This is a genomic window from Crossiella cryophila, assembly GCF_014204915.1.
Taxonomy (GTDB): domain Bacteria; phylum Actinomycetota; class Actinomycetes; order Mycobacteriales; family Pseudonocardiaceae; genus Crossiella; species Crossiella cryophila.
The window spans coordinates 9987208-10005039 of sequence record NZ_JACHMH010000001.1 but is presented as its reverse complement, the minus strand read 5'-3'; the positions used below and the strand labels follow the sequence as shown (position 1 = coordinate 10005039).

General features: G+C 69.2%; 19 protein-coding genes and 1 tRNA gene. 12 read left to right on the top strand and 8 right to left on the bottom strand.

The window, feature by feature from the left end; genetic code table 11:
• Positions 1–12: 12 nt before the first annotated feature.
• Positions 13–1350 carry an MFS transporter gene (locus tag HNR67_RS43125; protein WP_185009797.1) on the top strand — a complete coding sequence of 446 codons (1338 nt, stop codon included), beginning with the start codon at positions 13–15 and terminating at the stop codon, positions 1348–1350.
• A gap of 382 nt (positions 1351–1732) precedes the next feature.
• Positions 1733–2524, top strand: a complete 792-nt coding sequence (locus HNR67_RS43120; RefSeq protein WP_185009795.1) for a DsbA family protein — start codon at positions 1733–1735, stop codon at positions 2522–2524.
• A 3-nt stretch (positions 2525–2527) separates the two neighbouring features.
• Here HNR67_RS43120 and HNR67_RS43115 read toward each other — a convergent pair whose 3' ends face one another.
• Entirely contained in the window at positions 2528–3859 is a 1332-nt protein-coding gene (locus HNR67_RS43115) for a phenylacetate--CoA ligase family protein (RefSeq protein ID WP_185009793.1), read from the bottom strand.
• A 123-nt stretch (positions 3860–3982) separates the two neighbouring features.
• On the opposite strand from HNR67_RS43115, the gene HNR67_RS43110 reads away from it, so the two are divergent.
• Positions 3983–4055: transfer RNA gene (locus HNR67_RS43110), tRNA-Ala, on the top strand.
• A gap of 121 nt (positions 4056–4176) precedes the next feature.
• On the opposite strand, the gene HNR67_RS43105 is transcribed toward HNR67_RS43110, so the two are convergent.
• On the bottom strand, positions 4177–4782 hold the full coding sequence (locus tag HNR67_RS43105) for a TetR/AcrR family transcriptional regulator (RefSeq protein ID WP_312989443.1): 606 nt from the start codon (positions 4780–4782) through the stop codon (positions 4177–4179).
• A 59-nt stretch (positions 4783–4841) separates the two neighbouring features.
• Here HNR67_RS43105 and HNR67_RS43100 point away from each other — a divergent pair, with 59 nt between their 5' ends.
• A complete protein-coding gene (locus HNR67_RS43100) occupies positions 4842–5522 on the top strand; it encodes a nitroreductase (RefSeq protein WP_185009791.1) in 681 nt (226 codons plus the stop codon).
• An 18-nt stretch (positions 5523–5540) separates the two neighbouring features.
• Here the strand turns inward: HNR67_RS43100 and HNR67_RS43095 are convergent, their stop codons facing one another.
• Positions 5541–5864, bottom strand: coding sequence for a cupin domain-containing protein (locus HNR67_RS43095; RefSeq protein ID WP_185009789.1), 324 nt, complete (start codon positions 5862–5864; stop codon positions 5541–5543).
• A 35-nt stretch (positions 5865–5899) separates the two neighbouring features.
• On the opposite strand from HNR67_RS43095, the gene HNR67_RS43090 reads away from it, so the two are divergent.
• From HNR67_RS43090 to HNR67_RS43060, 7 genes are all read left to right on the top strand, one after another.
• On the top strand, positions 5900–6340 hold the full coding sequence (locus tag HNR67_RS43090; RefSeq protein ID WP_185009787.1) for a hypothetical protein: 441 nt from the start codon (positions 5900–5902) through the stop codon (positions 6338–6340).
• Positions 6341–6558: 218 nt separating this feature from the next.
• A complete protein-coding gene (locus tag HNR67_RS43085) occupies positions 6559–7398 on the top strand; it encodes a TauD/TfdA dioxygenase family protein (RefSeq protein WP_185009785.1) in 840 nt (279 codons plus the stop codon).
• A 19-nt stretch (positions 7399–7417) separates the two neighbouring features.
• A complete protein-coding gene (locus HNR67_RS43080; protein WP_221490249.1) occupies positions 7418–8884 on the top strand; it encodes an FAD-binding protein in 1467 nt (488 codons plus the stop codon).
• Between the two features lie 96 nt (positions 8885–8980).
• Positions 8981–9853: an ABC transporter ATP-binding protein gene (locus HNR67_RS43075; protein ID WP_185009781.1), complete on the top strand. Its 873-nt coding sequence runs from the start codon at positions 8981–8983 to the stop codon at positions 9851–9853.
• Positions 9850–10836, top strand: a complete 987-nt coding sequence (locus HNR67_RS43070; protein ID WP_185009779.1) for an ABC transporter permease — start codon at positions 9850–9852, stop codon at positions 10834–10836. The genes HNR67_RS43075 and HNR67_RS43070 overlap by 4 nt, the downstream gene beginning before the upstream one ends.
• Positions 10837–10883: 47 nt before the next feature.
• Complete coding sequence (locus HNR67_RS43065; protein ID WP_185009777.1) at positions 10884–11267, top strand: GntR family transcriptional regulator; 384 nt, start codon at positions 10884–10886, stop codon at positions 11265–11267.
• A 46-nt stretch (positions 11268–11313) separates the two neighbouring features.
• The gene (locus HNR67_RS43060) at positions 11314–12219 is read left to right on the top strand and encodes an ABC transporter ATP-binding protein (protein ID WP_185009775.1); all 906 of its coding nucleotides are present in this window, start codon (positions 11314–11316) and stop codon (positions 12217–12219) included.
• Here the strand turns inward: HNR67_RS43060 and HNR67_RS43055 are convergent.
• Together HNR67_RS43055 and HNR67_RS43050 are read right to left on the bottom strand one after the other, a co-directional pair.
• A complete protein-coding gene (locus tag HNR67_RS43055) occupies positions 12194–12748 on the bottom strand; it encodes an RNA polymerase sigma factor (protein WP_185009773.1) in 555 nt (184 codons plus the stop codon). The two genes, HNR67_RS43060 and HNR67_RS43055, sit on opposite strands and share 26 nt — an antisense overlap.
• Positions 12745–13854 carry an acyltransferase family protein gene (locus HNR67_RS43050; RefSeq protein ID WP_185009771.1) on the bottom strand — a complete coding sequence of 370 codons (1110 nt, stop codon included), beginning with the start codon at positions 13852–13854 and terminating at the stop codon, positions 12745–12747. Before HNR67_RS43050 ends, HNR67_RS43055 begins: the two co-directional genes overlap by 4 nt.
• A gap of 95 nt (positions 13855–13949) precedes the next feature.
• Here HNR67_RS43050 and HNR67_RS43045 point away from each other — a divergent pair, with 95 nt between their 5' ends.
• A complete protein-coding gene (locus HNR67_RS43045; protein ID WP_185009769.1) occupies positions 13950–15182 on the top strand; it encodes a glycosyltransferase 87 family protein in 1233 nt (410 codons plus the stop codon).
• A gap of 50 nt (positions 15183–15232) precedes the next feature.
• Here HNR67_RS43045 and HNR67_RS43040 read toward each other — a convergent pair whose 3' ends face one another.
• The 3 genes from HNR67_RS43040 to HNR67_RS43030 all read right to left on the bottom strand — a co-directional run bounded on the left by HNR67_RS43040 (position 15233) and on the right by HNR67_RS43030 (position 17799).
• Positions 15233–16195 carry a glycosyl hydrolase family 18 protein gene (locus HNR67_RS43040; protein ID WP_221490247.1) on the bottom strand — a complete coding sequence of 321 codons (963 nt, stop codon included), beginning with the start codon at positions 16193–16195 and terminating at the stop codon, positions 15233–15235.
• A 381-nt stretch (positions 16196–16576) separates the two neighbouring features.
• Complete coding sequence (locus HNR67_RS43035) at positions 16577–17251, bottom strand: family 16 glycoside hydrolase (RefSeq protein ID WP_185009765.1); 675 nt, start codon at positions 17249–17251, stop codon at positions 16577–16579.
• 149 nt (positions 17252–17400) lie between these two features.
• The gene (locus HNR67_RS43030; RefSeq protein WP_185009763.1) at positions 17401–17799 is read right to left on the bottom strand and encodes a bacteriophage spanin2 family protein; all 399 of its coding nucleotides are present in this window, start codon (positions 17797–17799) and stop codon (positions 17401–17403) included.
• Positions 17800–17832: the final 33 nt, after the last annotated feature.

Below are 17832 nucleotides of genomic sequence, written 5' to 3'. Positions count from 1 at the left end.
CATGGAGGCAGCGTGCGTTCGGCCGAGGAGACCACCGACCAGAGCGCACAGCGGTTACCCGCCGAGGTCTGGGTGCTGGTCGTGGCCAGTTTCGTGATCGCGATCGGCTTCGGCATCCTGGCCCCCGCCCTGCCCAGTTACGCCGCCAGCTTCGACGTCGGCGTCACCGCGGCCTCCATCGTGATCAGCGCCTTCGCCTTCATGCGGCTGGCCTTCGCCCCGGTCAGCGGCAGGCTGGTGACCAGGTTCGGCGAACGCCCGATCTACCTGATCGGCATCCTGATCGTCGCGCTGTCCACCGGCGCCTGCGCCTTCGCCGACTCCTACTGGCAGCTGCTGCTCTTCCGCGCCCTCGGCGGCACCGGGTCGACCATGTTCACCGTGTCCGCGGTGGCCCTGCTGGTCCGGCTCAGCCCGCCGCACCTGCGCGGCCGCGCCTCCGGGCTGTGGGGCACCGGATTCCTGCTGGGCAACGTGATCGGGCCGATCTTCGGCGGCGTGCTGGTGTCCATCTCGCTCAAGCTGCCTTTCCTCGGCTACGCCGCCGCGCTGGTGCTGGCCGCCTTCGTGGCCTGGCTGTTCCTGCGCCGCTCCACCCTGGCCGCGCCGGTGAAGGACGACGGCCCGGTGCTCACCGTGCGCGAGGCGCTCAAGCACCGCGCCTATGTGGCCTCGCTGGCCTCCAGCTTCGCCAACGGCTGGGCGGTTTTCGGCGTCCGGGTCTCGCTGATCCCGCTGTTCGTCTCCGCGGTGCTGCTGCAACAGCCCAGCATGGCCGGCTGGGCGATGACCGTCTTCGCGGTGGGCAACGCGGCCATGCTGTTGCTGGCAGGCTGGCTGGCCGACCGGCAGGGCCGCAAACCACTGGTGCTGATCGGCCTGGTCATCTCCGCCATCGGCACCATCTGGGTGGGCTTCACCACCTCGGTGCCGATGTTCCTGGCCTCCTGCCTGGTCGCCGGGCTGGGCGCGGGCCTGCTCAACCCGCCGCAGAACGCCGCGGTCGCCGACGTGATCGGCAACCGGGGCCGCGGCGGTCCGGTGCTGGCCGGGTTCCAGATGACCGCCGACGTCGGCGCGATCATCGGCCCGCTGGTCGCCGGGGCGATCGCCGAGACCATCTCCTACCAGGCCGCCTTCGCGGTCACCGGCCTGCTGAGCCTGCTCGCCGCGCTGGTGTGGCTGGCCGCGCCGGAGACCCTGCCGAGCAAGGTCGAGCAGGCCGAGAAGTCCGCGGCGGAATCGAACCGGGGTGTCGCGGTGGCCGCGGAGTGCGGCTGCCTGGACGAGGGGCCCGAAGTGCCGCTGGGCACGCGGGTGGCCGGGAAACCACGTCAGCCCGAGGCCTGAGACTTGGGAACGTGGGGGACCGGCGCCCTCGCAACCGGCCCCCCACGTGTGCGCCGAGTGTGCAGGTCGTCACCCGTACTAGGGAATGGGTGCCCCCGGCGGTAGTCGGGTCCGGCGCTACCCGCTGTTGATAAACAGTTGCTGTGAAATCCGGATCCGCCGCGAAACAGGCAGTTCAGGCTGGTCCGGCGGTATCCGCGCATACTCGCCGGGTCACCGCCGGAAAGTTCCGACGGTAATTCAATGAAACCTCGATCACCGGCCCGCGCTCACCCGAAGAGTGGGCAGGCGATTCGACTCACCGGGTTCTCATCCGGGTCCCATTAGGCTGCGGCCGAGACCGCCGGACGGTGGTCGGTTCGTCGCTGGAAGGGATCAAGACGTGGGCGGTGCCGAGCGCAACGCGCGAAAGCGTAAGCAGGATGCCGCCGCGGCGGCCAAGGCGATGGCGTCGGCGCGCAAGAGCGACCGCACCAAGATGTGGGTGGGCGTCGGGGTGGTCGTGGTGATCGCGGCCGCGATCTTCGGCGGCATCTACTTCACCGCGCAGACCGACAACTCCGTCACCGCCAACGCGATCCCCAAGGTCCAGGTCAACCCGACCTACCCGGTGACAAGGGACAACGCGGTCGTGGTCGCGGGCAAGGACACCGCGAAGGCCACCGTCGACCTCTACGCCGACTTCCTCTGCCCCGGTTGCGGCGGCTTCGAGAAGCAGTTCGGCGGCCAGATCCAGGACAAGCTGAACTCCGGTGAGCTGAAGGTCCGCTACCACATGCTGCCGATGCTGGTGAAGCTGTCCAGGCCGGAGGGCTACTCGCTGGACTCGGCCAACGCGGCCCTGGCCGTGGCCAAGGCCGCGCCGGAGAAGTTCCCGGACTTCTTCGCCAGCCTCTACGGCAAGCAGCCCAAGGAGAACGGCGCGGGCTACACCAAGGACCAGCTGATCCAGCTCGCCCGCGACCTGGGCGTGACCGGTGAGGACTTCGCCAACGACATCCGCAACGGCGCCAACAACCAGGCGCTGCAGGACTCCTTCGCCAACGTGGACAACGACCCCGGCTTCAAGGACGCGGGCGGCTTCACCGGCACCCCGGCCGTGGTGGCCGGCGGCAAGAAGGTCGACCTGCAGAACACCCCGACCTGGTTCGAGGACCTGTTCAAGCAGCCGTAGTCCTCAGCCGATTCCCGGAACAGGCGCGTCCCCGGTGCTCCACCGCACCAGGCGGCGCGCCTTTCCCGTTTCGGTGCGCGGCACCACACCCGGTTCGACCACGGTCACCGCGCAGCCGATGCCCAGCCGCTCGCGCAACGCCCCGGTCAGCTCGCGCTGCAGGGCCTCGCCGTCCACCGCGTCCGCGAACGGCTCCACCGCCACCCACAGCTCCGGCCGCGAGGCCACCCGCCGGTCCTCCACCACCAGGTAGTGCGGGCTGACCCGCTCATCGGCCAGCAGCACCGACTCGATCTCGGTCGGGTACACGTTGACCCCGCGCACCACCAGCATGTCGTCCGCGCGCCCCAGCAGCTTGCTCATCCGCCGCAACGTGCGCGCCGAGCCCGCCACCGGCCCGGCCAGGCTGGCCACATCCCCGCTGCGGTAGCGGATCAGCGGCATCCCGGTCTTGGTCAGCGTGGTGAACACCAGCTCGCCGGGAGTGCCGTCCGGCACCGGTACACCGTCGGCGTCCACCGCCTCCACGTAGAAGTGGTCCTCGGCCACGTTGAGCATCCCCTCGGAGTCCAGCGACTCGCAGGCCACCCCGGGCCCGATGATCTCGGAGAGCCCATAGATGTCCAGCGCCCGCAACCCGAGCAGCTCCTCGATCTGCCGCCGCATCTCCGGCGTCCACGGCTCCGCCCCGAACACCCCCACCCGCAGCCCCAGCTGCTCCGGCCCGATCCCCGCCGCCCGCAACGCCTCACCCAGGTGGATCGCGTAGGAAGGCGTGCAGCACAACACCTCCGCCCGCAGATCCACCAGCAACCGCACCTGCCGCTCGGTCATCCCGCCGGACAACGGCAACACGGTCGCGCCCAGCCGCATCCCGCCGTGGTGCACGCCCAGCCCGCCGGTGAACAGCCCGTACCCGTAGGCGTTGTGGATCCGGCTGCGCGCACTCACCCCGGCCCCGCCCAGCGCCCTGGCCATCACCTGCGCCCACACGTCCACGTCGTGCGCGGTGTAGGGGATCAACGTCGGCCGCCCACCGGTCCCGGACGAGCCGTGCACGCACACCACGTCCCGCTCCTCCACCACCCGCAACCCGAACGGGTAGTGATCCCACAGATCCCGCTTGCTCAACGTGGGCAACAGGTGCAGCTCGTCCAGCCGCACATCCCGTCCACTGTGGATCCCACAAGCCCGCAACCGCCCCGCGAGCACACCCCCCGCCCCCAGGATCCGATCCACCACCCCCCGCAACCGCCGTTCCTGGAGCACGGCCCGGCGCTCCGGCGAGGTGCCCTCGGCGTCGGGATCGGTCAGTACCGGGTTCACAGTGCGCATGCACGGGGTCTACCAGCCCAAACACCGTTGGCCAACCCCCGATTTTTGTTCATGAGGGGAGATGCGGTACGGTATCCAAGCACTGAACGGGAGAGAAAAACTCCAGGTCAGCGCACCGGAGACGGGGCTGTAGCGCAGTTGGTAGCGCACCACACTGGCAGTGTGGGGGTCAGGGGTTCGAATCCCCTCAGCTCCACTCGGTTGAGATAGCCCCAGAAGCCCTGGTCGCGAGGTCCACAACTCGCTGACCGGGGCTTCTGGCATTTCCGGGCTGACCCTGTTCGTGCCAGATCCGTGCCAGGTGCCCGCGAGCCTGCTTATCTGTCCTTTGTGGACAGTGAGCCGGTGGCGGCGTCCAGCAATGCCTCCGCCGCCGCTCGGGCGTGCGCACCGCATCCGGGATCGTTGAACACCATTGCCCTGCTGGCGACTCCGTCGGCGAGGATCGCGAGTTGCTCGCCGAGGATCTCCGGGTGTGCCACGCCCAGCTGGCGCACCAGTTCGATGACGCGGTGGGTGAAGCGCTGCTTCTCCTGGCGGGTGTGGGCGTGCACCGGGCTGTCCGGATCCGGGAACTCGGCGGCGGCGTCGATGAACGGGCAGCCCCGGATGGGGCCGGTGCCGGTGTGTGGCACGGCGAACAGTTCCAGCAGCCGCGCTCTGGGTGACAGCTCCGCCCGGTCCAGTGCGTGGTCGATCGTGCGTCCGCTCTCGGCGAGGTGGCGCAGGTAGGCCACCACCAGCTGGTCCTTGGCGGGGAAGTGCAGGTAGAGGGTGCGTTTGGAGACCGGGGCGTGGGCGGCCACCTGCTCCATGCCGGTGGCGGTGATCCCCTGCGTCTCGAACAGCGCCATGGCCGCGGCCAGGATGCGCTCTCGCGCCCCGCGTCCGCGCCGGCGGGCGGCCTCGTCCTGCTCGGTCACACCACGAAGTATACGCCACCGTTTACTTCAGCTGTGTGACACCACCCGGACGTGAGGCCATGACCACCGGTTACCCACCCGAGTACGCCGAGCACCTGATCCGCACGCGCCGCGCCACCCGCGCGTTTCGTCCCGACCCCGTCCCCGAACACACCCTCCGCGCCGTCTTCTCCCTGGCCGGCGCGGCCCCGTCCAACTCCAACACCCAGCCCTGGCACGTGGAGGTGGTCAGCGGCGCCGCCAGGGACCGCCTCGGCGCAGCGCTGGTGGCCGCGCACACCCGCGACGACCTCTCCCTGGACTTCCCCTACCGCGAGGACCTCTACCAGGGCGCCCACCGGCGACGGCGCCAGTGCGCGGGCGAGCGGCTGTACACGGCCGTGGGCATCGGTCGCGACGACCACGCCGCCCGTGCCGCCTACAACGCCCAGAGCCTGCGCTTCTACGGCGCGCCGCACGTCGCGCTGCTGTTCACCCCGGCCAACGCGGAGGTGCGCATCGCCGCCGACGTGGGCATCTACGCGCAGACCCTCATGCTGGCGATGACCGCCTACGGCATAGCCAGCTGCCCACAGGGATTGCTGAGCTTCTACGCCGACACCATCCGCGCCGAACTGGGCGTCCAGGACCGGAAGGTGTTGCTCGGGATCTCCTTTGGCTACGCCGACGAGTCCGCGCCGGCCAACGCCGTCCGGGTCGCCCGTGCCGAACTCGGCGAGACCACCCGATTCCACTCCTGAGATCCCCGGCGATCCCGCTCAGGCCACCGGCAGATCGGGCGGCGACTTGAACTCCAGCCATCGGCTGGTCACCACCGCCTCGACGCTGTGCCGGACACCCCTCGGGTGCAGCAACGTCTCCCCGGCGCGCAACTCGCACTCCTGCCCCGCGACGGTCCCGCGCACGTGCCCGGACAGCAGGTAGATGAAGCTGTCGTGATCATGCTGGTGCTCCGGGGAGCCGACCCCCGCCGGATACTCGATCTCCATCAGCAGTCCGTTCCCGGTCCGCAACGGCACCCGGTACCGCCCGGCCCCGCCCAGCAACGGAAGTCCTTCAACCCGCGTCAGTGGCAGCCACATGTGTCCAGTCTGCGCGGCCAGGCTAGGTTGCCGGGATGGGTCTCCTCGAAGATGTGGCCGAGCGCGATGGCTGGCGCTGCTGGGTGTGCGACGAACCGGTCGACCCCGACAAGTCGGTGAACGACTCCCTGGGGCCCAGCGTCGACAGCCGCACCGCCGACCGCAAGGCCAAGATCGCCGAACGGCTCGCGCACCGCGGCTGCAACTCCCGCAAGGGCGCGGTCAAGGTGGTCATCGCCTGGCCGGATCGCCTGCACGTGGTCGAACCCGCGCCACTGAGCACCGTCGCCACCAGGTTGGAACGCAAGGGCGGTCGTGAGATGGTGGCCCGCTGCCCGACCAAGCGGGACGCCCAGGAGGCGGCGGACTGGCTGGTGGACCGGTTCTCCCGGCTGGTGCCTGGGCTGCCGGTGACCGCCGCCATCGAGCCGGGCGGCGGCCAGTTCCTCCTCATCCTGGCCACCGGGCGCCGCTGACCGGGATCACCGAACGCGCACTCACGTCCTGACCTCGGCCGGAACAACCGGTCGCGCTGCGGCTCGCCTTCATTACGTCGGGTTATGCCGAGATGTCAGTATGGGCGGCTTCTCCACTCGGACACGCTGAGGATCGCGGAGACCGGCCGGGCCACTTCGCGCTGCCCCGGTCTCGCGTCGAACTCGCCTGGAACATGGTGCCGGACAAGGAGAAGCAGATGACCGCCGACGTCGTCGTGGCGAAGCTGAGCCCGTTCGGGGTGGTGGTGAGTCCGGCCCGGCCCGCCGCCGCGGTGACCGAGTTGCCCCTCGATCGGTTGCGCGAGCTGGCCAGGACCCATCACCTGGTGCTGCTGCGGGGTTTCGCCACCTTCGCCGGGCCGGCGGAACTCACCGGGTGGTGCGGTGCATGGGGCGAGATCGCGATGTGGCCATTCGGCGCGGTCCTCGAGCTGGTCGAGCACGACCGGCCGGACGACCACATCTTCGACCACAGCTACGTTCCGCTGCACTGGGACGGCATGTACCGGCAGCAGGTGCCGGAGTTCCAGATCTTCCACTGCGTCAGCGCCCCCGGCGCGGATCAGGGCGGCCGGACCACCTTCTCCAACACCCCCGTCGTGCTGGCCGACGCGGACCCGGACACCCGGCGGCTGTGGGAGCGGGTCACCGGCACCTACCGCCGCAAAATGGAGTTCTACGACAGCGAAGCCGTTTCCCCGGTGGTGACCACGCATCCTGTGAGTGGTTTCCCGGTGCTGCGCTACGGCGAGCCCGCGATCGCCGGGGACCCGGACTTCATCAACCATCCCGACCTCGAGTTCACCGGCGTCGACGCGGTCGAGCTGGCGCGTTTCCACCAGAGTCTCCGCGAGGCGCTGTACTCGCCGGCGCATTTCTACGCGCACGCCTGGCAGGATGGCGATGTGGTCGTGTCCGACAATTACACGCTGCTGCACGGGCGTGAGGCATTCACCAGTCGCGCACCCCGGCACCTGCGCCGGGTGCACGTGCTCGGGGACCCGCCGCTGGACAACCCCGCGCTGGTCCGTTCCTGACCGATCGGAGATGTCAGTCGTGTCGAAGGTTGATGTACTCGTCGTCGGCGCGGGCCCGGTCGGTCTGCTGTGCGCCCTGCTCGGGCGGCTTTACGGCCTGCGCGTCCTGATCGTCGACAAATCGTCGGAACCACTTCGAACGGGCCGGGCTGACGCCCTGAACGCGCGGTCGTTGCAGTTGCTGGAGATTGTCGGGCTCTTCGCGGAGCTTTACCCGCTGGGGAAGACCTGCAACACCAGCTCGGTATGGGCGGACGGCGAGTTCGTTTCTCGTCAGTCCACCTGGTGGGACAATCTGGAGGGATGTTTTCACAAGCATTTCCTGATGCTCGGCCAGGCATTCGTCGAGCGGTCGCTGGATCGACGGGTCGGCGAGCTGGACTGCGCGGTGCGGCGGAACACCTCGGTTGAGCACGTCGAACTCGGCGAAGACGGCTGCCGGTCGATCCTGTCCTCCGGCGAGGTGGTCGAGTCGAGGTTCGTCATCGGCGCGGACGGCTCGCGGTCCGCCGTCCGGGACTTCTTCGCCATCCCGTTCGAGATCACCCGGCCGGAACTGACCTGGGCGGTCCTGGACGGAGTTTTCGAGACCGACTTCCCCAAGGTGCCGGAGATCATCGTCTTCCAGGTCGACACCTCGGATGTGGCCTGGATTCCGCGCGAGGGGGAGATCGATCGCTTCTACGTGCGCATGGATGTGGCCGAGTTCGACCTGGACCAGGTGGTCGCCAAGATCAATCGGGCCGTGCGCCCGCATGAGCTGACCCTGAAGCGGGTCGAGTGGTTCTCCCGGTTCTCCGTCAAGGAGTCGGTCGCGGAGCGGTTCTCGGTCGGCGACCGGGTTTTCCTGGCAGGCGACGCCTGTCATATCCATTCCGTCAATGGCGGACAGGGGTTGAACACCGGCCTGTCGGATGCGTTCAACCTCATGTGGAAGCTGGGCATGGCGGCCAACGCGGTGTCCTCGACGGAGATCCTGCGCACCTATGAACAGGAGCGCAAGCCGGTCGCGCTGAGTGTCGTGGAAACCTCCGGGGCACTGGTGCGATCGACCAAGTACTCCGAAGGCGGAACCCATGCGGTGGATTACGTCAAGACCGTCGAACGGAAGGCGGGAAACATCACCGGCATGGGGATCCGGTATGGCGAAGACGGACTCGCGGGGTCGCGGCTTTTCGACTTCATGGTCCATGGTGGCGATGGCGGGTTGCCGGTAGGTGAGCAGGCGCGGGTCTACTCGTTGCTCGACTATCGTTTCTTCACGCTGCTCGTCTTCGGCGATGCCGAGCCGGATCTCGCGCTGCCCCCCTTCGTGCGGACGATTCGGATCCGCGACACCCCCGGCGAGTGCCCCTACCCGGACCAGTTGCTGCTGGTGCGGCCGGACTCCTACATCGCCGCCTCGGCCCCGATCGACGATGCTTCGCCGATCGTCGGCTACCTGCGGTCGTTGTCGCAGGTGAGCGTCCCGGCGTGGCCCTCGTAGGCAGTGCGCTGACCTCTGCTCGCACACCCTTTCACTAGTTATATAGTGAAAGGGTGTTAGCATCGTTCGCATGGGACGGTCGAGAGGAGCAGGTGGATGACGCACCAGCAGGCGCCGGTGCTGGCGGAGGGGCTGGGGAAGCGGTACTCGCGGGGCTGGGCGTTGCGGGACTGTTCGCTGGAGATTCCGCCGGGGCGGGTGGTGGCGCTCGTCGGGCCGAATGGCGCGGGCAAGAGCACGCTGATGGGCATGGTCACCGGACTGGTTCGACCGACCGCCGGCCGGATCGCGGTGTTCGGCGAGGTGCCGAGTGGGCGGGGCATGCACTCCTGCGTGGCCTTCCTGACCCAGCAGAAGCCGCTGTACCCGCAGTTCACCGTGGCCGAGACGCTGCGGCTGGGCAGGCACGCCAACCCCGGCTGGGACCAGGCCTACGCCGAGGAGCTGGTGGCGCGGGCCGCGGTGCCGCTGGCGGCCAAGGTGGGCACGCTCTCCGGTGGGCAGCGGACCAGGGTCGCGCTGGCCTTGGCGCTGGGGAAACGGCCGCGGTTGCTGATGCTCGACGAGCCGTTGGCCGATCTTGACCCACTCGCGCGGCAGGCCGTGTTGCAGACCTTGCTGGCGGAGTGCCGGGCGCAGGAGATCACCGTGTTGCTGTCCTCGCACGTGCTCGCGGAGCTGGAAGGGGTGTGCGACCACCTGGTGCTGCTGATCGCGGGCCAGGTCCGGGTCGCGGGGGATGTCGCCCAGCTGGTGCACGAGCACGCGTTGCTGGTCGGGCCGCCTGGGCAGCCCTGCCCGGTGCCGCAGGGGGCGATCATCGACAGTCAGGTGGTCAACGGGGTGCAGCTGGTGCTGGTGCCCGCGCACGCCGCGCGGCCTGCGCCGGGCTGGCAGCTGCACCGGCCGCGACTCGGTCAACTCGCGCTGTCCTACATGCGCGGCAGTGGTCTGGCGGTGGCGGCATGACCTGGATCGTGTGGCGTCAGCAGCGGCTCGCGCTGATCAGTCTCGCCGTCGCGCTGGTCCTCGGCGTGGCCGCGGTGTTGTTGCTACGGGCGGGAATGACCGCGGACCTGGCCGCCAAGGGCATCGCCGGGTGTGTGCCGGACGGGATCAAACCGGGCACGGCCTGCTCCAGCACGGCGGTCGCCGAGTTCCAGGACACCTGGTTCGATCGGATGAAGATCGCGCAGATGCTGGTGCTGGCGTTGCCCGCGCTGGTCGGGGTGTTCATCGGGGCTCCGCTGTTCGCGCGGGAGTTCGAGCAGGGCACGCACGTGCTCGCCTTCACCCAGTCGGTGAGCCGGATCCGCTGGATGGCGAGCAAGTTCCTGGTCACCGCGGTGCCCGCGCTGGTGGTGCTGCTCGCGTTGCAGTTCCTGGTCGGCGGCTGGCTGGCGGCCGCTGGCAACCTGGGGCCGTTGAAGACCGGGCCGTTCGCGGTCACCACCTTCGGCGCCAGCGGGGTTTCCCCGTTCGCCTACACGCTTTTCGCCTACACCCTTGGCATGTTCCTGGGCGCGTTGTCCCGGCGCACGCTGATGGCCATGACGCTCACCCTCGGGGTGTTCGTGGTCTTCCGGTACCTGCTCATCAGCCTGCGGCAGTTCCTGCTCGCGCCCAAGCGGATCGTCTCCGACGACCCGACCAGCTCGGCGGTGCCCACCGGTGACCGTTCGCTGGTGCTGGACAGCGGCCACCTGGACGCGGCCGGGAACGTGCTGCCCAACAGCTGGTCCCGGATCAGCTCCTGCGGCGCCCGCGGCAACGAGGTCATGCCGACCGACCTGATCACCTGCTACCGCGAGCACGGGCTGGTGAGGTCCTACGCGGACCTCATCCCGGTCGACGCGGCGACCTCGCTGCACCTGGTCGAGGCGTCGATCTTCGTCGGGCTCGCGGTGCTGTTCACGCTGGGCTCGATCTGGGCGGTCCGGCGGCAGGTGTGAGGTGAAGGTGCAGTGCCAGGGACCGGTGGACACCTATGCTGAACGGCGTGATCGAGTTTCGCATCGATCGGCACTCCGGGGTGGCCACCTACCTCCAGATCGCTGCGCAGGTCAAACAGGCGATGCGGATGGGACTGCTGGGACCTGGCGACCAGCTGCCGACGGCCAGGGAGGTGGTGGCGGCCACCACGGTCAACCCCAACACCGTGCTCAAGGCCTACCGCGAACTCGAACACGAGGGACTGGTGGCAGGCCGCCGCGGCATGGGCACCTTCGTCACCGCCTCCCTGGTCACCGACGCGGCCAGACTCGGCGCCCCGCTGCGCCAGGACCTCGAGCACTGGATGGGCCGGGCGGTCACCGAGGGGCTCGTGGTGGAAGAGGTCGACGCGATCTACACCGACGTGCGGGCCACGCACTATCCGGCCTGACCCGCTCGCTCGCCGGTCCTGATGAGGTTGGTGGACAATGCCGGGCATGAACGCCCCCGCGCTGCCGCGTCCGGACGCGAGCCCGGTCCGGGTGACGGGCGTGGCCAAGCAGTTCGGCCGCACGATGGCGTTGCGCGACTGCGACTTCGCGCTGCCGCCGGGCAGCGTGACCGCTCTGGTGGGGCCGAACGGCGCCGGCAAGAGCACGCTGCTGTCGCTGATCGCCGGACTGGCCAGGCCGAGCAGCGGGGAGATCCACGTGCACGGGGCGCCGGTGCGCGGCCGGATGCACCCGGACGTCTCGCTGCTGACCCAGCGCCGTCCGCTCTACGACGGTTTCACCGTGCGCGAGATGATGCGGGCGGGCGCGTCGCTGAACAGCCGCTGGTCGGCGCAGCGGGCCGAGGAGGTGCTCGACCTGCTGGCCGGGGTGGACCGGGAGGCGAAGGTGGGCACGCTGTCCGTCGGCGCGCGCACCCAGGTCGCGATCGCGCTGGCGCTGGGCCGGTTGCCCAGGGTGCTGCTGCTCGACGAGCCGCTCTCCGACCTGGACCCGCTGGCCCGGGACGAGACGTTGCGGATCGTGCTCACCGAGGTCGCCGAACGCGGCACCACGGTGCTGCTGTCCTCGCACCTGCTCACCGACCTGGGTGATGTCTGCGACCACCTGCTGCTGCTCGACGAGGGCCGGGTGCAGCTGGCCGGGGACATCGGCGACACCCTGGCCGAGCACCAGGTGCTGGTCGGACCGGCCGGGTCCGCCGCCGACATCACCGGCACCGTCATCGACTCCTCCGGCACCGAGCGGCAGCGGACCGTGCTGGTCCGCGGTGGCGCCGCGCCCGAGGGCTGGCTGGCCGAGCGGCCCGACCTGGAATCGCTGGTGATGGGCTACCTGCGGGCCTCGCGGACCCGCAGGCAGGCCGTCAGCTCGCCACGTCCAGGTCGCTGACCAGCGCCGACCTGCCGCCGAGACAGCGGGCCCGCAGTTTCCGCCTGGCCCGGAACAACCGGGTGCGCACCGTGCCCACCTGGGTCGAGGTGGCCTCGGCGATCTCGGTCGCGGTCAGGTCCGCCCAGGCCACCATCAGCAGCACCTCGCGTTCCTCGGGTCGCAGTCCGGCCAGCGTCCCGGCCAGGTCGGTGGCCAGCGACTGGGCGTCCACCACCGCCGCGGTGTGCTCGTCGACCTGCTCGGTCACCGACCGCCGCCCGTGCTCCCTGGCCCAGGCCCGCAGCCTGCGGCCCTCCGCGCGGGTGTGCCTGCGCAGCAGGTTGACCGCGATGCCGAACAGCCAGGCCCGCGCGCTCGCCCGTGCCGGCTCGAAGCTGTCCCTGCGTTCCCACGCGGTCAGGAAGGTCTCCGACACCAGGTCGTCGGCGACCTGGGAGTCCACCCGGCAGCACAGGTATCGGTGCAGCTCACGGGCGTGGCGGTGGTAGAGCCGGGCCCAGGTGTCCCGGTCAAGCGGGCTGGTCACTTCGGCTCCGCCGGGTGCCCGACCGGTTCGGGCGCCGTGACCGCCTTGGCCTCACGGCGGCGGCCCAGCGCGATCATCGGGCGCTCCACCCAGCGGTAGCAGAGGTCGGCGATGCCGATCGCGACCAGCGACACCGGCACCGCGAGCAGCAGGCCGGACGCGCCGGGCGCGAGTCCCACCACGATGCCGTGCGCGATCGACTGGACCAGGTAGATCGAGTACGAGCGCTCGCCGAGGTAGACCATCACCTTGGTGGAGAGCACGCGCTGCGGCAGGCCGGGGCCGAGCAGCGCCGGCATCAGCAACGCGGCGGCCAAGGCGTAGAAGGGCACCACCGCGACGAAGCCGGGGATGTCGAACACGGCCTTGTCCAGCAGGTCGGACAGGGTGGACACGGACAGGTGCGCGCCGACGAACAGCAGGCACACCGCGCCCGCGATCCAGGGCCTGGTCAGCGGCTTGACCATGGCGTAACCACGCGGGTTGTGCATGATCATCGCGAGCAGGCAGCCGATCAGCACGGTGAAGTAGTGCACCGACCAGCCCTTGGGGTCGGCGGCCACGGTGAACGGGATGACGGCCAGCGAGAGCGTCATCAGACCGGCGGTGACCAGCGGACGAGCCCGCGGCAGCAGGGTGAAGGCCAGCAGCGGCCAGAGCAGGTAGAACTTCTGCTCGATGCCCAGCGACCAGGAGTGCCCGTACGGTCCGCCGAGGCCGAACTCGTTGAAGAACACCAGGTAGAGCCCGAAGTCCCGGCCCAGCGGGTTCGAGCTGAACTGCCCGGCGATCAGCAGGCCGGCCGCGGTCAGGAACAGCACCACGAAGTACACCGGCAGGATCCGGAACGCGCGGCGGCGATAGAAGCTCGGCAGGTTGATCCGCCCGGTGCGGGAGTGCTCGCGCAGCAACAGGGTCGTGATCAGGAAGCCGGAGAGCACGAAGAACACCTGCACGCCGAGCCAGCCCTGCAACAGACCGGGGCCGTCGTTGTGGAAGAACACGACGAGCAGCGCGGCGATGGCGCGCACCCCGTCCAGGGCGGGGAACCGCTTCAGCGCGAGGAACTCCCCGTGGCTCATCGGCGCGTTACGAGTGGTGCTCATGGACACTAGTTGCCGATGGACCCCCCGACGTTCCTATGAGGACAGTCACACCGCCGGAGTGGGAACGCGGTCCCGGCCTGCGGCGAAGAGTGTCCATGCCGAACCTGAAGGCGCTGGTCAAACAGGCCGTCGCAGCCGGACCCCCGTCGCCGACCCAAGCCGCCACCGGTCTGACCCCCCGGTGGGAACTCGCCCGCCGCGTGGTGTGGGGACTGTGGTGGCTGATGCTGATCGGCCTGCCGCTGGCCTTCATGAGCCGGTATTTCCTGGACCTCGAGGTCTACCGCAACGGCGGACTCGCGTGGTGGCAAGGAATTCCGCTCTACATCGACTTCCCCGGCCCGCTGCCGGGACCGCGGCTGCCGTTCACCTATCCGCCGATCGCCGCGGTGCTGTTCAGCGTGTTCGCCGCGTTGCCGGGCTGGCTGATGAACACCCTGGTGCTCGCCACCAGCTTCCTGGCGATGACCGCGGTCTGCGTGCTGGTGGCCGGGAAACTGTTCCAGCGCAAGGAAATCGCCTGGACGGTCGGCGCGGGCGCCGCGGTGCTGGCGATCGGCATGGAGCCGGTGATCTCCACCCTCGCCTTCGGCCAGATCAACATCATGCTGATGGCACTGGTGGTCGTCGACTGCTTCGCCGTGCGCGATCCGCGCTGGCGCGGGGTGCTGGTGGGCCTGGCCGCCGCGATCAAACTGACCCCCGCGGTGTTCGTGCTGTACTTCCTGGTGCGCAAGGACTGGCGCGCCGCGGCGAACGCGGTCGGCGCCTTCGTGGTGCTCGCGATGATCGGATTCCTCGCCGCGCCAACGGATTCCACCGAGTACTGGTTCCGCGCGCTCATCGACCCGACCCGCATCGGCGGCCTGGCCTACGCCCCGAACCAGTCCCTGCGCGGCCTGCTGCACCGGCTCAACCCCGGCCCGGAGGCGATTTCCCTGCTGTGGCTGGGACTTGCCGCACTGGTGATGCTGCTCGCGGTCATCGTGGCGCTGCGGGCCAGGGACGAGGTGATCGCGTTGCTGGCCATCGCCGCCGGCGCGCTGCTCGCCTCCCCGGTGTCCTGGTCCCACCACTGGGTCTGGTGCGTGCCCGCCTTCCTGGTCGCCGCCGCCCGCGCCAGGGTCTGGCAGCACTGGGCGCTGCTGCTCAGCGTGCTCGCCCTGTACTGCGCGCAGTTGTTCGCCCTGGTGCCCAGCTCCGAGGACCGCGAACTGCGCTGGACGCTCTGGCAGCACCTCCCCGGCAACGCCTACGTCTGGATCACCCTGGTCGCACTGGTGGTGCTCGCGATCCGGCCTGCCCGGAGCCGTCTGGTCAGTCGATAGCAGGTGCCCGGCCCGCCGCCGGCAGGGTGGCGGGCCGGACACCCGGTGGGCTAACTGCCTGCCGCGTCGAAGATCGCGCTGACCAGTGAGGTCGCGCCGGTGGTGTCCTGGGACAGCTCCCAGTTCATGATGCCGCCGGCGTTGGTCTTGGCCCACTGGGTCTTGCGCTTGATGGTGGGGATGCCGTTGTAGCACTGCTGCGCGCCACTGGCCTGGATGCAGTCCTTCTGCGCGTTGGCCGCGTTCATGGCCACGATCTGGGCGTAGGTCAGGTAGTTCGGCCTGCTGTAGAAGGGCACGCCCAGCACGGCCTTGCTCGCGGGCAGGCCGCGGGCCTTCCAGCCGTTGAGCGAGTCGATCGACCACTGGTAGTTGGCGTGCGGGCTGCCGCCGTCGTAGGCCATGATGTTGAGGAAGTCGACCACGCCGAACACCGCGGGCTGCACGCCGTTGGCGGTGCTGCCGCCGGAGACCACGGCCGCGGTGAGCAGCTTGCCCTTGGGCTTGAGCGCGCCGCTGAGCTGCTGCATCAGCGCGGTGAAGTTGTTGCCGGAGGCACCGGGATCCGGGTACTCCCAGTCAATGTCGACCCCGTCCAGGTTGTACTGGTTGATCACGTTGACCACCGCGTTGACGAAGGCGGTCCTGGTGCCCGCGCTGCGCGCCAGCGCCTCGAAGGCCGAGTCGTTGCCGTTGTTCCAGCCGCCGATCGCCAGCGACACCTTGACGCCGTTGTTGTGCCCCTGGGTCACCAGCGAGCGCAGCTTGTTCGGGTCCGGGATGGCCTGCAGGGTCCCGTTCGCGTTGGGCAGCGCGAAGGCGTAGTTGATGTGGGTGAGCTTGCGGTACTGGATGGTGTTCACGTTGCCGGACCAGGACGGCATGTAGCCCACGCTGCGGAAACCGGGCGGCAGTGCCTGCACCGCGGTCGGTTCCACCGCTGCCTTCTCCACCGGGGCCGCGCTGCTCGGCGCGGCGAGTCCCATGGTGATCGCGGCCGCCGCCGTGACCAAGGCGATTCCCGTTGTGGCCCAACGAGAGCGAACCATACGCGAACGAATGGCAATCGATTGCATAGCGATATATCCCTTTCAGGGCAGGGGCTGAACGGGTGCTGCGGCGCGCGTACGAAGCCAGGCCGCGGCGGCAGGGGGCGGCAGCGACGTCGGACGCGTGACCGGAAACCGGTTTCCGCTACTGGGCGGAACCGGTGGTTATGGTGAGGTTGTATTGGCCAGAGCGCACACCAGTGACGGTGTCTTCACAGACACATCCCTCCTGGCAGCGGGCGAGGGTCAGCCTACTGCATGACTTGAATCAAGTCACGGCAAAAGCGCGATGGGTCCAGACCAAAGTGGTCTGGACCGGTGGGGCGGGTGGCGGCCCGCCCGCGCTCAGGTGGTGATCAGCTTGTCCGGATCGGCCACCGGGTACTCGAGCTGGAGGTTCTTGTACTCGTCCTCGATGCCGGAGTTGTGGATCTGGATCGCCAGCGGTCCGACCCTGGCCGCCTTCTTGTCCTTGAACGCCAGCACCTCGGTGGCCTTGCACCTGGTGGCCCCGTCCGGCAGCGGGCAGCAGGCCATCCGCGCGATCCCGGTGGCCTGGTTGCCCACGATCTCGCACTGGGTCCACTTCTTCACGTCCCACTTGGGGTGGGGGTACTTGGTGAAGAACTCCTTGCCGCTGTTGTTGTGCCCCGGCCGGTAGTCCCAGTGACCGCCGTTGGGCGGCTGGAACTGGATGGCGCCCAGTCCGTTGATCGGCTGGGTGACGCCCCAGATCAGCACCGAGGGCGCGTGGTTGCCCTTGACCTGGCGCAGGTGGAACAGCCAGCGGAAGGTGCCTGCCTGCTGCTTGTTGTAGTACAGCCAGCCCCTGGACTTGCCGGTGCTGTGGATCGCCCCGTCCTTGACCAGGTACTCACCCGGTTTGGATGCGGTCCAGCCGTCGAGGGTTTTCCCGTCGAACATGGGCTTGAGCACCGGGTCGGCTGCCGCCGGCGTGGCGAAAGCCGTGCCCAGCAACACGATCCCGGCCAGCAGTGTCCATAGTGGACGACGAAGCATGGTGACCATCCTTCCCGCAACGAAAACGTTTTCATTGGGGCGGTGGAACCGAGGCTACGAGCGTGCCGAGGACAGCGTCAACCCGCGTCATCCGTTCGGTCGCGGGCGATATGCCCGGCCGCGCGGGGCGACCGGGCATATCGGGCGAATCAGCTACCGCAGGCGGTGGTCAGCTTGGCGAGCTGGTCGGTCTTGGTCTTGAGCCAGGTGGCCAGCGCCTCCGGGCCGAAGTCCTTCAGCGTCACCGAGTTCATCGTCTTGGCCATGTCGTCGATGGCGGTCTTGAGCGTGGTGTCGCCGGCCTTGGCGGCCAGCGCCTCCAGCTCCTTGGCCTTCTTCTGGCTCTCTTCGAGGGCCTTCTGCGGGTCCGCGGCGTTCGGGGTGAAGCCGGCCAGCTTCAGCGCGTCGATGCACAGCGTGGCCTTGTTGGCCGCGTCGCCCACCTTGTTCGCGGTGTCGGTCGCCTGCTGGAGCGCGCCGCAGCCGGCAAGGCCGCCGAACAGGCCCAGGGTCAGCAGAACGGTGGCCACTGGACGAGCTGCGCGCATGCCGTATCTCCGATCATCGAGTGTCTGTTAAGT

Bases quoted from the DNA above. Each gene is read 5' to 3' on its own strand.
- HNR67_RS43095 (WP_185009789.1), bottom strand. From the start codon at position 5,864: ATGTGGCTGCCACTGACGCGGGTTGAAGGACTTCCGTTGCTGGGCGGG.
- HNR67_RS43100 (WP_185009791.1), top strand. From the start codon at position 4,842: ATGACCACCGGTTACCCACCCGAGTACGCCGAGCACCTGATCCGCACG.
- HNR67_RS43090 (WP_185009787.1), top strand. From the start codon at position 5,900: ATGGGTCTCCTCGAAGATGTGGCCGAGCGCGATGGCTGGCGCTGCTGG.
- HNR67_RS43030 (WP_185009763.1), bottom strand. From the start codon at position 17,799: ATGCGCGCAGCTCGTCCAGTGGCCACCGTTCTGCTGACCCTGGGCCTG.
- HNR67_RS43060 (WP_185009775.1), top strand. From the start codon at position 11,314: ATGAACGCCCCCGCGCTGCCGCGTCCGGACGCGAGCCCGGTCCGGGTG.
- HNR67_RS43045 (WP_185009769.1), top strand. From the start codon at position 13,950: ATGCCGAACCTGAAGGCGCTGGTCAAACAGGCCGTCGCAGCCGGACCC.
- HNR67_RS43035 (WP_185009765.1), bottom strand. From the start codon at position 17,251: ATGCTTCGTCGTCCACTATGGACACTGCTGGCCGGGATCGTGTTGCTG.
- HNR67_RS43075 (WP_185009781.1), top strand. From the start codon at position 8,981: ATGACGCACCAGCAGGCGCCGGTGCTGGCGGAGGGGCTGGGGAAGCGG.
- HNR67_RS43115 (WP_185009793.1), bottom strand. From the start codon at position 3,859: ATGCGCACTGTGAACCCGGTACTGACCGATCCCGACGCCGAGGGCACC.
- HNR67_RS43050 (WP_185009771.1), bottom strand. From the start codon at position 13,854: ATGAGCACCACTCGTAACGCGCCGATGAGCCACGGGGAGTTCCTCGCG.
- HNR67_RS43070 (WP_185009779.1), top strand. From the start codon at position 9,850: ATGACCTGGATCGTGTGGCGTCAGCAGCGGCTCGCGCTGATCAGTCTC.
- HNR67_RS43085 (WP_185009785.1), top strand. From the start codon at position 6,559: ATGACCGCCGACGTCGTCGTGGCGAAGCTGAGCCCGTTCGGGGTGGTG.